Below are 11,538 nucleotides of genomic sequence, written 5' to 3'. Positions count from 1 at the left end.
GAGCCGACGTCCTCTTCGCGATGCTCCGCGACGGCACCTTCTACGAAGCCCAACCCGCCCCAACCCCTTGACCAAAGTCATAGGGGCACCCCCCCGGCGGCGATTCTGCGTAACAGGCAGGCATTTCCGTGTAACAGGCAGGTATTAGGGGACGGCCGGACGGAACGTTTACCTCGGGCGGGTGTGTCCTGGTGATCAGTAACACTCGCTCGTGCCGAACGCAGACGGCACCGACCGTAGGGAAGAAACGATGCGCGCCAAGACCCTCACGCTCGCCGCCGTGGCCCTCGCCGCGAGTCTTTCGCTCACCGCCTGCCAGGGGGACGAGGACTCCTCCGCGAGCGGGAACGGCTCCGGGAACGGCTCCGGGTCCTCTTCGTCTTCGTCCTCGTCTTCGTCCTCGTCTCCCTCGTCGTCTTCGTCTTCCTCCTCGTCCTCTTCCTCGACCGGGTCCTCCGGCCAGGGCAGCGGAGGCGGGCAGGTCACCACCGGGAACTGCAAGACGGCCAACCTCACCTTCAGCACCTCCCACGGCATGGGCGAGGGCGATCTCTTGGTGAGCATCAAGAACACCGGTGGCGACGCCTGCACGCTCAAGGGCTTCCCCGGAGTCGACCTCAAGGCCGACTCCGGCCCCGGCGGCATCAGCGCCGAGCGCAGCAAGCTCGCCGCCCCTGCCGTCGTCCTCAAGGGCGGCGATACGACCCGCTTCACCCTCCACACCCCGCGCAACGACACGGGCGGATCGGGTCTCGACATCACCACCATCGTCGTCACCCCGCCCAACGAGACCCACTCCAAGACCCTGCCGGTCTCCCTCAACATCCCCGTCACCGACAAGGCCGTCTCCACCGTCACGGTCGACCCCGTCGGCACCGGTAAGCAGTAAGTAGTAAGCAGTGACCGAGGAGGCCTACTTGCCCTCCCAGGGTCGCCAGTGCCCGCCGCCATCGACAGTCCCGAGTTGCTGATCGGCGAAGTGCACGCCGAAGCCGAACACGCCGTCCTGTGCCAGGAATTCCACGAGCCGACGGCGTGAGTGCTCGGCCAGGGCCCGGTCGTGATCCAGGACGACCTCCCAGTCGGGGTGCTCGATCTGGACGGGCGAGTGCATGGCGTCGCCGAAGGCCACGATCCGGCGGCCGTCGCCGGTGTCGAGGATCCAGGCCGTGTGCCCGGGGGTGTGTCCGGGCAGCGCCCAGGCACGTACTCCCTCGGCGATCTCCGTTCCGTCGGCGACGGCCGTGGTCCGTTCGCTCTGTCCGGCGAGCCGGGGTCCTGAGGCCGGGTCCAGGCCCTCGAGCTCCCCTGCCCCGACGATCCATCGCGCGTGGGGGAACAGGCTGCGCGGGTCGTCGACGGCGTCAGGACGGGCCCAGCCGGTGTGGTCGTCGTGCAGGTGGGTGAAGGCGACCGTCTCCAGCGTGGCCGGGTCGACGCCCAGGCGTCGCAGGTGATCAGGAAGGTTCTGTACGTGGTCGAAGCCGTGCTGGAAGTGCTCCGGGTCCTCGCCCGAGATGCGGCCGTGGCCCGCGTCGAGGAGCAGTCGCCTGCCATGACGCTCGACGAGCAGCGCACCGCAACTCATGGCCAGGTGGCCCGCGTCCGTCATGTGAGGGCCGTGTTCCGTCCAGTCCTCGTCGGCTGAGGCGGGGTAGACCCGGGTGGGAATCATGTGAACGCCCGCGTCGGGAACGTAGGTGAGGGTCAGGTCGCCCAGAGTCCGCGTCCACAGGCGCGGCAGTCGGCATCCCGAATCGTCCACTTCGGCGGGATCGTGCTGCGGGTGCGGGTGCGGGTGCGGGTGGGCAGCGGTGGTCTGCTCGTTGGTGGTCATGGTGGTGGGTCCCTTTCCTCGGATCTCAGGCATGAGCGGTCTTCTTGACGTCTGATGGGGTGTGCTCCGCGCCTGCGGGAGCGGTGCGGGCCGCGCGGGCCATTTCGTTCGACGACGGGTCGGCGAGTGGTTCCGCGGGGCTCGGGCGGAGAAGTTCCAGGGCCCAGATCGCGAGACCGATCAGCGCGATCACCGCGCCGAGCACGGAGACTCCCGCCCAGCCCACGAGCGGATACAGCGCGGCCGTCAGGGCGGACGAGACGGTGCTGCCTGCGAACGCGGAGACCATGAGCGCCGTGGTGACCCGGCTGCGTGCGTGCGGGACACGGCGGTACAGGACGCTCTGGTGGCTGATCAGCAGTGCCTGCTGGGCCAGGTTCAGCGCCACGATGCCGACCATCAGCGCGCCCAGACCGAGCGGGCCTCCCTGCCCCGCGAAGGCGAGCACGCCCCAGCTGCCCGTAAGGACGATCAGTCCGCCGGTGGTCACCTGGCGGGCACGGCCGCGGTCCGCCATCCGTCCTGCCGCCGTCGCGGCGGCGGCCCCGACGACCCCGACCAGGCCGAACAGGCCGATGACGGCAGGACCGTACCCATAGGTGGGTCCCGCGAGGAGGAACGACGAGGCGGTCCACAGGACCGTGAAGCCGCCCATGCCGACCGCGGCGAGACCCATGCGCCTGCGCAGCAGCGACTCGGTGCGCACCAGCGTCACCACCGAGTGCAGCAGCCGGGGGTAGGGCGTCTTCGCGGACGGCGGTACGGGACGCAGAACCAGGCGCAGCGTGATCGCGAGGACCACCATGACGAGCGCCGCGAAGACGAACACCAGCCGCCAGTTCCCGAATTCGGCCAGCGCCCCGGCGACGGTCCGCGCGAGCATGATGCCGATGAGCAGGCCGCTCATGACCGTGCCCACCACCGCGCCGCGTTCATGGTCGGCGGAGAGCGAGGCGGCCATGGGCACCACGATCTGCGCCACGGCGGAGGTCGCCCCGACCAGCGCGACCGAGGCGTACAGCGCGCCCATCGAGGGGGCGACCGCCACGCCGAGGAGAGCTACGGCGCTCAGGGCGAGCAGCCCGCTCACGAGACGGCGCCGTTCAAGTACGTCGCCCAGCGGCACAAGGAGCGCCAGCGAGAGCGCGTAGCCGATCTGCGAGGCGGTGACGACCAGGCCTCCGGCCCCCTCGGAGACCCCGAGCGCCTTGGAGAGAACGGGCAGCAAGGGCTGTGCGTAGTAGATGTTCGCGACCGCCGCGCCGCAGGTCACCGCCAGCAGCAGCACCATCGCGCGGCTCAGTGAGGGGCGGACGCCGACATCGGCGTCCTTGGATTCTGGATCGTTCATGCCGGAATACTCGTCCCGGCTCGGCGCGCCGGTCAAGGCATTCCGGATCGAATGATCCGTAAGTGATCAGGGTCACGTCCGGCCGTCGACGCCTCGACACCTCGACCTTGAGCTCCTGGCGCTTTGTGGAGCAGTTGGTCCAATATGGAAGAGGCCGGGGAAGCACTCCCCGCCCGAAACGCCCGTTGCGCGATGCAGGAGGTTCATGTGCCGTCCGCCGGCCGTCCCCGCGCCTTCGACATGCAGGCCGTACTGGAGGCCGCGATGCTGCTGTTCTGGGAGCAGGGGTACGAAGCGACCTCGCTGGCGCAGCTGCGAGCGGCCACCGGGCTCTCGTCCGCCAGCCTCTACGGCGCCTTCGGCTCGAAGGAAGGACTGTTCAAGCAGGTCGTCGAGCACTACATGGAGGGGCCGGGCGGCGCCGTCGCCGTCATCGAGGACGAGACGGTCAGCCCGCGGGAGGCCGTGGCCGGTCTGCTGCACGGCTCGATCGACATGCAGGCCGACGCGTCCCACCCCACCGGCTGCCTCATCGCCCTGTCCGGCACGATGCGGGCACCGGGAGAGGAGCACGCCGGAGTACGCGCGGCCGTCGCGGCCCAGCGGGAAGCGGACCGGGTGCGCATCAGGGCCTGCGTGGAGCGGGGCGTCGCCGCGGGTGAACTCGACGCCGACGTCGACGGCGTGACCACCATGATCCACAGCTTTCTTCTCGGCCTCTCCACACAGCTGCGCGACGGGGTGCCCGCGGCGACTCTGCACACGGCGGTCGACGTCCTGCTCCGCAACCTGCACCGCGCATAGTCCTGTAGCCCCCCGCTCGGCGAGTCCGCGGTGTGGTGAATCTGTGGCGAGACTGCGGTGAGTATGCGATGGCAAATGAGTTCAAGGGCCTGCCTGTTACGGATCTGTCCCAGCGGACAGCAGCCGCAGGGGGACGCGGAGGACCGTGGGGGGGGGGGGGCGCGGGGGAGCGCGGGGGAGCGCGGAGGACTGCGGCGAAAGGTGCTGGAACCGACGCTCCCGCGCGCTGCGGCGCGCACGGAATCAGCGCCCTCATGAGGCTAAAGCCCGATTTCAGGGGGCTGATCGGCGGTTCGGCGGCAGGGTCGTCGTCGAGCTCAAGCCGTACGCGCTCGGCGGTGGCGCCACCGCCCGGCCCTCGCTCCCACAATCGCGTGTAACAGGCATGCATTAGGGGCGGCCAAGCGGAACGTTTCCACTCGCGAGCGTGTCTTGATGATCAGTAACGCTCACTCGTGCCGGGCAGACGGCACCGACCGTAGGGAAGAAACGATGCGCGCCAAGACCCTCACTCTCGCCGCCGTGGCCCTCGCCGCGAGTCTCTCGCTCACCGCCTGCCAGGGGGACAAGGACTCCGACGCGAGCGGCGCCGGTTCCGGCTCCGGGTCCGGGTCCGGCTCCTCCTCTTCCTCGTCCTCTTCCTCAGGCGGGTCCTCGGACGGGTCCTCTGACGCGGCCTCCGGCAGCAGCGCGTCCGACAAGAACGCCAAGAACACCAGCGGCGACTCGACCGCCACGGCGTCCGGCCAGGGCAGCGGTGGCGGGCAGGTCACCACCGGCAACTGCAAGACGGCCAACCTCAGCTTCAGCGCCTCTCACGGCATGGCCGAGGGCGACCTCATAGTCAGCCTCAAGAACAAGAGCGACACCTGCTCGCTCAAGGGCTTCCCCGGCGTCGACCTCAGGTCCGAGGACGCCTCCGGGCCCCTCAGCGCCGAGCGCAGCAAGCTCGCCGCCCCGGCCGTCGTCCTCAACACCGGTGAGACGACCCGCTTCACCCTCCACACCCCGACGAACGACGGCACCGGCGAGGACCCCGTGTACGTCAGCGCCATCGAGGTCACCCCGCCCAACGAGACCCACTCCAAGGTCCTGTCGACCGACCTCAACCTCCCGGTCGGCGCCGACGGCAAGGTCTTCGTGGACCCGGTCGGCACCGGCAAGCAGTAAGCGAGCATGCCGGTCACCGGCTCTGCCTCGCCCTCACTCCCGCCCCCGCCCCCGCCCCCGGCTCAGCGCACGCGCGCACCAGTTGATGATCGCCGCGTTGACCAGCGCCCCGACGGCGACAGCGCCGATCACCATCGCGGTGCCGTCCGGGAGCGCCAGGAGCACGAAGCTGGCAGGGGCCGTGGCGAGCAGGGGGATGACGCCCGCCATGGACTCGTCCGAGCTGTCGCTCGCGCTCACCACCAGGGCCCACACCAGCAGGACGGCGCAGGCAGCGAGGTAGGCGAGGGCGATGACGGTGCCGACCTTGGGGCGGCGGTTGATGCCGGGCATGGTGATGAGCAGCCTCCGTGGTGACCGTTGCGGTCCGTTGTCAGAGATGGGGGCCCGGTGGGTTGGGGCGGGCCAGGCCCAGGTCGTACGCGAGGATCGTGGCCTGCACCCGGTCGCGCAGGCCGAGTTTCCGCAGGAGCGCGTTCACGTGGGACTTCACCGTGCCGACCGTGATGCCGAGCTCCTCGGCGATCTCCGCGTTGTTGAGGCCGGACGCGAGCAGGGCGAGGACGTTGCGTTGGCTGCCGGTCAGGGTGGTCAGAGCGTGCGGTCCTGCCCCCGCGCCGGTGACCGGGCCTGACGCGTAGTGGCCGATCAGTCTGCGGGTCGCGGACGGGGCGAGCACGCTCTCGCCCGCCGCCACCACCCGGATGCCGTGCAGCAGTTCGGACGCGTGTACGTCCTTGAGCAGGAAGCCCGAGGCCCCCGCGCGCAGCGCGTCGAAGACGTACGCGTCGAGGTCGAACGTCGTCAGGACCAGCACCCGAGGCGCACCCTCCCGGCCCGTGATGATCCGGGTCGCGGCGATGCCGTCCAGTTCGGGCATCCGTACGTCCATGACCACCACGTCGGGCGCGAGCTCCGCGGCGAGCCGTACCGCGTCGACGCCGTCGGCCGCCTCGCCGACCACCGTCATGTCGTCCTCGGCGTCGATCACGGCGGCGAACCCCGCCCGCACGATGCCTTGATCGTCGACGACCAGCACTCTCAGGCTCATCGTTCCCTTTCCTCCTCGGTCCGCGGCCCGAGCGGAAGCCCGAGGCTGATCGTGCCCGCCGGGGTCGTGGTCAGGGTGCCGTCGAGTGCCTCGACCCGGGTCGCGAGCCGTTCTCGTACGACAGGTACCGCCGAACCGGGCACTCCGGTGGCCGTCAGCGTCAACGTATCTCCGTCCGCGTCCAGTACGAGCACCGCGGGCTCCTCGCCGCCGGTCGCGAGCAGCGTCTCGGCGGCGTTGTAGGCGGCCAGGTCCACGGCGGTGGGGAGGCGGTCCGGCACGCGGTCGGTCAGCCGTACCTCCACGTCGCGGCCGGTCGCCCTGACCTGCCGGGCAAGGAGGTCCAGGGCCTGGAGGGTGGGCTGCGGCCGCCGATCGCCTTCTCTCTCCTTCTCCCCGTCCCCGCCCCCGTCCCCCTGGCCCTCGCCCTCGCCCTCGCCCTCGCCCTCCCGGACCGTGTCCAGCAACGCGCGCATCGCCGCCAACGCGTCGCGGGCCCGTTCGGCCGTCTCGTCGAGCCTGCCCGCCTCCGCCTCCGTGACCATGTCCGCGGTGCGCGCCAGGACCGTGGTCTCCAGGCCCGCGGCGATCCGGCGGCGCTCGGCCCACGCGTCCCGGACGGCCTCCTCGGTCCAGGTGGCGAGGCGCTCCTCCTGAGTGTCCCTGGCAGCCGAGTCGCGTCGGCGCGCCAGCGTCCCGCCCCTGCGGGCCGCACCGACAGCCACGGACGCGCCGGCCGTCGCGCACGCGGCGACCACCCAGGCGGGAACCGTCGTACCCCGGTCGAGGACTGCGGCGGTGGCCGCCCCCGCATGCACCACCACGGCCGCGAGCGTGAGGACCCGGGCGAGCGCGCGGCTCTCGGGAGGGGGCGTACGACGTGCCGCGTCCGCGGCGAGCGCCGCGCAGGTGGCGAGCATGCTCAGCGCGGGCGGCAGGACCACGGGACCGGTGTAGTCGCCCGCCGCCATCGCCACCGGCCACAGCGGGGCAAGCGCGAGCAGGCCGATCTGGGCGGCGCGGGGCGCCCGGCGCAGCCACAGCAGCGCGACCGCCTGTGCTGCGGCGAGGAGCGCGAAGAGCACGCCCGCGGACACGCGCTGGGCGTTCGACGCCGTATCCGTCCTGATCACCAGTGCCGGGAGCAGCGGTTGCAGGAGGAGGCAGACTGTCGCCGTCAGCTGCGCGATGCGGTAGTTCCAGGTCGTGGAGCGCTCCACCGGGGCAGCCGTCCGGCCGGGCAGGACCGCTCGTACCTCCCAACCGCCTTCCTCCGTCGGGCCGCTGTGCAAGGTGCCGCCCGCCTCCCGCGCCCGGGACCGCAGGAACCCCTGGCCGCGTCCACCGCCCAGGCTCGCCGCACCGTGCGCCCGGTCCTGGGCCTGGGCCCGTTCCTGGGCGTGGGCCTGGACGTGAGTCTGGGCCTGGGCCGCCGAGTCGGCCTGCGGTACGGCGCTCGTCACCACGACGTCCGTGCGCGTGTCGCCGTACCGGCACAGCACCTTCGTATGCGCACCGGGAGCGTGCCGTGCCACGTTGGTCAGCGCCTCGCGCACGATGCCGTACGCCGCGTCGGCGACGGCGCCGTCCGGCAGCGGGTCGATCTCCATGTCCACCTGCTGGCCGAGGCGGCGGAAGCCCGTGACCAGGCCCCGCAGCCGCTCCTGCGGCGACGGCAGTTGTTCGCGGGAGGGCGCGGGGGCCCGCACCGCGCTCAGCGCCCGGGTGACCTCGCGGCCGGTCTCGACCGCGAACTCCGCTGCCTGTGAAGCCAGTTCGGGGCGGCGGTCGCGCAGCCCGACGGCCGCCCCCACCGTGACCACCACGGCCGTCAGGTGGTGGGCGCTGACGTCGTGCAACTCCCGCTCCATACGCCGCCGTTCGACCGCGGGGAGGCGGTGCCGCTCGGCCTCGGCCCGCTTCAGCCGCGCTTCGGCCGCCTGCCGTGCGCGGCTCTTCCGTCGTACGAGGAGACCGGCGCCGCACGCGGCGGCGTAGAGGAGAGCGGTCAGGACGAGGTCGAGGCCGTTCTGATCACTGAGGCCGTGCAGCGTGATGCCCTGCAGCAGTTGCCAGACCGCGAGCGCCACCACGCACATCACGGCGGTGAAGGTGTCGCGTTCGGTGGCCACGGTGAACAGGGCGAGGGCGACCCCCGCGGCCCCGAGCACCGCCGTCGCCCCGGCGGGCAGCGGCCCGGCCCCCAGCGCACAGGCGACGGCGACCACGACGAGGGCGAGCACCGGGCGCGTACGGCGAAGGGCGAGCGCGGCCGTCGCCACTCCGGCGACCAGGGCCGCCACGAGAAGCGCGGCCCCGGAAGGAACGGCCCCGCGCAGCAGCGGCACACCGGGCCACACCACGGCCTGGGCGCAGATCAGCAGGACCGGGAGCAGCCGGTCGTCGGTTCGGTTCATGACAGATCAAGGCTATGACCGCGGGTGAGCGGAGCGGCTCCGGCTTGAGGCTGATGTCGCTCAGCGCCCCTCCTACCTGGGTTATAGGTGCGGGCGGCGCACCCCGGCGGGCGGACGGCCAGGGGGCCTCCTCTACCTCTGGTTCGAGACGGCAATCGTCCGTCAGCCCGAGGTCAGCGCCCTGCGTCGCGCCATCGCCTCGATCACATCGAGAAGCACTCCCCCACGACTGATCCACACCGATCCACACCGATCCACATTGATTCACACTGATTCAAGGGGTACTCCCATGTCCAAGCGCATTGTTGTCTCGTCGCTCATCGGTGCTGTCGTCGTCGGCGGAATCGCCGCCGGTGGAATCGCCATCGCGTCGGACTCGGCCCCGACGGAGCCGACTCTGGAGAACAGCTCGGCCCGCTACGTCGCCCCGCCGTCCGACGGCGGCGGCGCGGGCTCGCTCACCTTCACCACGGACGTGAGCGACGACTCGGGCGTCCGGGGGCTCAAGGTCATTGCGTGGCCCGCGAGTTCGAAGCTCGACCCGACCGAGGCGGAGCTCCGGAGTGTGGAAAGCGCCACGTGCCGCAGCACCACGGACGAGACGTCCCGCTGCACCTACACGCTGAAGGTCACGAAGAAGGAGGCGGCGGAGCTGGACCAGGGCACCTGGTACGTCTCGGCGCGGGCGGCGGCCAAGGACGGGGGCACGACGTTCGTGCCGCGCGCCGCCACCTTCGACGTCAGGCGCTGACGTTTCCGGTCGTTCGGTGTGGCCCCAATTCCATGAGTACGTCGCCGAGTTGGGCGGGCGTGAGGGCGGGGGCGGGGAGCGTCGGCACGGTCGGGGAGGCGCGCAGTCCGTCGAGGAACAGGGCCAGGGGCCGATGCCAGGCTTCGGGTGCGGTCGCGGTGGTCCCGGTCGCGGTGGTCGCGTTCGCGGTGGTCCCGGTCCCGGTCCCGGTAGTCGCGTTCGCGGTGGTCCCGGTAGTCGCGTTCGCGGCGGTCGTGGTCACGGTGGTCAGGGCCGGGATGGCTCGCCCCAAAGCCGCGAGTGCGAACAGCACGTCCTCGGTGGTGGCGTCGGCGCGGACCGTGCCCTGCTCGCGGGCCCTGCTCAGCAGGATGTCCATCGTCTCGCGGTTGTGGGCGTGGACGGCCTGGAGCGCTTCGATGCCCTGCAGGTGGGTGGTCATGAGGTCGTTGGTGCCGCGGTCGCCGGCCAGGGTGACGAAGACGGCCCTCACGTAGTCGTTCAGCGCGGCCCAGGCGTCCGGGGCGGTCCTGGCCCGCTCACCGGCGTCCATCGTGCCGGTCAGCAGGTCGTGGAAGACGGCGTCGATGAGGACGGCGCGGGTGGGGAAGTTCCGGTAGAGCGTCGCGTTCCCCACGCCCGCCCGGCGGGCGATCACGTCCAGCGGCGCTTCGAGCCCCTGTTCCGCGAACACCTCGCGGGCCGCCCCCACCAGAAGATCCCAGTTGCGCCGCGCGTCGCGGCGCCGCGGAGGCGTCGCGCGGTGTGAGTCGCCGGTCGTCATCGCTCTCCCTGCCATCCGGATGCCGTCCAGCTGCCACCCAGCTGCCATCCGTCCCATCCGTCCACCTGCCGAGCACCCCAAGCGGGGAGCGCTCCCCGGTAGTGATGCTATCGTCGCATGCGCAAGTGGGGATCACTCCCCACTTAAATTTCGCGACACGAGCGCGGGACACGAGACACGGGACACGAAAAGCAGGAAGGGCGTGGCATGAGCGGGACAGCACTCGGGACAGCGCTGGTGCTCGGTGGCGGCGGGCCGGTCGGTGGAGCGTGGATGACCGGGGTACTGGCCGGTCTCACGGACGCCGGCATCGACCTCGGCCGGGCCGACGTCACCATCGGCACATCGGCAGGCTCGATATACGGCTCCCGGATCGCGGGCGGCGAACCACCGCGCGAGCTGTACGAGCGCCAGCTCGCCGGAACGGACCGGATCGAGCTGAACGTGAGCGCGTCCCAGACACTCCGTTTCCTCTGGGCGGCGCTCGCCTCCCGGGACCCCGAGCGCTCCGTGCGGCGCCTGGGCCGTGCCGCCGTCGCCGCCCGCACCGTCCCTGAGTCCGAGGTGTTCGACGCCTTGCGCGGCGTACTCCGCGGGCAGCGGGACTGGCCCGGACAGGCCTTGCGGATCGCCTCGGTCGACGCCCTGACCGGCGGCGTGGAGACGTTCGACGCGGAATCGGACGTCACCCTCCTCGAAGCCGTCGCCGCCAGTTGCGCGGTGCCCCTGATCTGGCCGCCGATCACGCTCGCCGGTCGCCGGTGGATCGACGGCGGCACCCGCTCCACCACCAACATCCACCTGGCCCGCGGCTACGGGCGGGTGCTGGCCGTCTCCCCGATCCCGTCCGCCGTCGGTCCGCATCCCAGCGCGCAGCAGCAGGCGGCCGAACTCGCCGCGGAGGGAGCCGAAGTCACTCTCCTGACCCCGGATCCCGCCGCCCGCCGCGCCATGGGCCGCAACATGACCGCCGACGCCCGCCGCCCGGATGCGGCCCGCGCGGGGTACCGCCAGGCGACAGCGCTCGCGGCGACGATGGCCGCGCTCTGACGCGGAGGCAGCCTTCCCTTGCGCTCCCCCCATTCCCCGCGCTCCCCGCGCTCCCCGCACTCCCCGCACGGAGGCTCACCGCCCTGTAATCGCCCAACTAGCCCGTCCAGGCCAGATCTCACACCCTCACGCCCGCAGGCCGCGCGTTACAGTCGGAAGCTCCTGTCAGTCAGCTCGATCGAGTTCAGTGGAGGGGGGGGGGGGGGGGGGTGTGCCCCCCCCCCCCCCCCCCACCCGGGGGTGTTCCGGGACTGTGTTGTCGAGAGAAAACGGGACCACCAGCGCAAACGCAAGAAGAAACCAGGCGCGCGTGTGGGTAGAAG

General features: G+C 71.5%; 11 protein-coding genes. 5 read left to right on the top strand and 6 right to left on the bottom strand.

The features are described 5' to 3' along the window. The first annotated feature begins 250 nt into the window (after nt 1–250). Nucleotides 251–889 (top strand): DUF4232 domain-containing protein, encoded by a 639-nt coding sequence (locus tag ACZ5CR_RS43260; protein WP_468868607.1) that lies wholly within the window; start codon nt 251–253, stop codon nt 887–889. Between the two features lie 24 nt (nt 890–913). On the opposite strand, the gene ACZ5CR_RS43255 is transcribed toward ACZ5CR_RS43260, so the two are convergent. Next, nucleotides 914–1,870, bottom strand: a complete 957-nt coding sequence (locus ACZ5CR_RS43255; RefSeq protein WP_468868604.1) for an MBL fold metallo-hydrolase — start codon at nt 1,868–1,870, stop codon at nt 914–916. Next, entirely contained in the window at nt 1,863–3,188 is a 1,326-nt protein-coding gene (locus ACZ5CR_RS43250; RefSeq protein WP_468868601.1) for an MFS transporter, read from the bottom strand. The genes ACZ5CR_RS43255 and ACZ5CR_RS43250 overlap by 8 nt, the downstream gene beginning before the upstream one ends. Before the next feature lie 207 nt (nt 3,189–3,395). On the opposite strand from ACZ5CR_RS43250, the gene ACZ5CR_RS43245 reads away from it, so the two are divergent. Beyond that, the gene (locus ACZ5CR_RS43245; protein WP_468868599.1) at nt 3,396–3,992 is read left to right on the top strand and encodes a TetR/AcrR family transcriptional regulator; all 597 of its coding nucleotides are present in this window, start codon (nt 3,396–3,398) and stop codon (nt 3,990–3,992) included. A 492-nt stretch (nt 3,993–4,484) separates the two neighbouring features. Then, nucleotides 4,485–5,162 (top strand): DUF4232 domain-containing protein, encoded by a 678-nt coding sequence (locus tag ACZ5CR_RS43240; RefSeq protein ID WP_468868595.1) that lies wholly within the window; start codon nt 4,485–4,487, stop codon nt 5,160–5,162. Nucleotides 5,163–5,195: 33 nt separating this feature from the next. Here the strand turns inward: ACZ5CR_RS43240 and ACZ5CR_RS43235 are convergent, their stop codons facing one another. From ACZ5CR_RS43235 to ACZ5CR_RS43225, 3 genes are read right to left on the bottom strand one after another with little or no spacing between them, the layout of a single operon-like run. Then, complete coding sequence (locus ACZ5CR_RS43235; protein ID WP_468868591.1) at nt 5,196–5,495, bottom strand: SCO4225 family membrane protein; 300 nt, start codon at nt 5,493–5,495, stop codon at nt 5,196–5,198. Between the two features lie 40 nt (nt 5,496–5,535). Continuing rightward, on the bottom strand, nt 5,536–6,213 hold the full coding sequence (locus ACZ5CR_RS43230) for a response regulator (protein ID WP_468868588.1): 678 nt from the start codon (nt 6,211–6,213) through the stop codon (nt 5,536–5,538). After that, nucleotides 6,210–8,630 carry a sensor histidine kinase gene (locus ACZ5CR_RS43225; RefSeq protein WP_468868586.1) on the bottom strand — a complete coding sequence of 807 codons (2,421 nt, stop codon included), beginning with the start codon at nt 8,628–8,630 and terminating at the stop codon, nt 6,210–6,212. Before ACZ5CR_RS43225 ends, ACZ5CR_RS43230 begins: the two co-directional genes overlap by 4 nt. Nucleotides 8,631–8,919: 289 nt before the next feature. On the opposite strand from ACZ5CR_RS43225, the gene ACZ5CR_RS43220 reads away from it, so the two are divergent. Next, nucleotides 8,920–9,381: a DUF5707 domain-containing protein gene (locus ACZ5CR_RS43220; RefSeq protein WP_468868584.1), complete on the top strand. Its 462-nt coding sequence runs from the start codon at nt 8,920–8,922 to the stop codon at nt 9,379–9,381. On the opposite strand, the gene ACZ5CR_RS43215 is transcribed toward ACZ5CR_RS43220, so the two are convergent. Next, nucleotides 9,371–10,165, bottom strand: coding sequence for a TetR/AcrR family transcriptional regulator (locus ACZ5CR_RS43215; protein ID WP_468868581.1), 795 nt, complete (start codon nt 10,163–10,165; stop codon nt 9,371–9,373). The two genes, ACZ5CR_RS43220 and ACZ5CR_RS43215, sit on opposite strands and share 11 nt — an antisense overlap. A gap of 207 nt (nt 10,166–10,372) precedes the next feature. Here ACZ5CR_RS43215 and ACZ5CR_RS43210 point away from each other — a divergent pair, with 207 nt between their 5' ends. Continuing rightward, the gene (locus ACZ5CR_RS43210; protein ID WP_468868579.1) at nt 10,373–11,215 is read left to right on the top strand and encodes a patatin-like phospholipase family protein; all 843 of its coding nucleotides are present in this window, start codon (nt 10,373–10,375) and stop codon (nt 11,213–11,215) included. Nucleotides 11,216–11,538 lie beyond the last annotated feature (323 nt).

This window comes from Streptomyces sp. NPDC031274 (assembly GCF_055570235.1).
Note: the sequence above shows the minus strand (reverse complement) of the source record. Positions and strands in the feature narration are given on the sequence as shown.

Bases quoted from the DNA above. Each gene is read 5' to 3' on its own strand.
- ACZ5CR_RS43260 (WP_468868607.1), top strand. From the start codon at position 251: ATGCGCGCCAAGACCCTCACGCTCGCCGCCGTGGCCCTCGCCGCGAGT.
- ACZ5CR_RS43255 (WP_468868604.1), bottom strand. From the start codon at position 1,870: ATGCCTGAGATCCGAGGAAAGGGACCCACCACCATGACCACCAACGAG.
- ACZ5CR_RS43250 (WP_468868601.1), bottom strand. From the start codon at position 3,188: ATGAACGATCCAGAATCCAAGGACGCCGATGTCGGCGTCCGCCCCTCA.
- ACZ5CR_RS43240 (WP_468868595.1), top strand. From the start codon at position 4,485: ATGCGCGCCAAGACCCTCACTCTCGCCGCCGTGGCCCTCGCCGCGAGT.
- ACZ5CR_RS43235 (WP_468868591.1), bottom strand. From the start codon at position 5,495: ATGCCCGGCATCAACCGCCGCCCCAAGGTCGGCACCGTCATCGCCCTC.
- ACZ5CR_RS43230 (WP_468868588.1), bottom strand. From the start codon at position 6,213: ATGAGCCTGAGAGTGCTGGTCGTCGACGATCAAGGCATCGTGCGGGCG.
- ACZ5CR_RS43225 (WP_468868586.1), bottom strand. From the start codon at position 8,630: ATGAACCGAACCGACGACCGGCTGCTCCCGGTCCTGCTGATCTGCGCC.
- ACZ5CR_RS43220 (WP_468868584.1), top strand. From the start codon at position 8,920: ATGTCCAAGCGCATTGTTGTCTCGTCGCTCATCGGTGCTGTCGTCGTC.
- ACZ5CR_RS43215 (WP_468868581.1), bottom strand. From the start codon at position 10,165: ATGACGACCGGCGACTCACACCGCGCGACGCCTCCGCGGCGCCGCGAC.
- ACZ5CR_RS43210 (WP_468868579.1), top strand. From the start codon at position 10,373: ATGAGCGGGACAGCACTCGGGACAGCGCTGGTGCTCGGTGGCGGCGGG.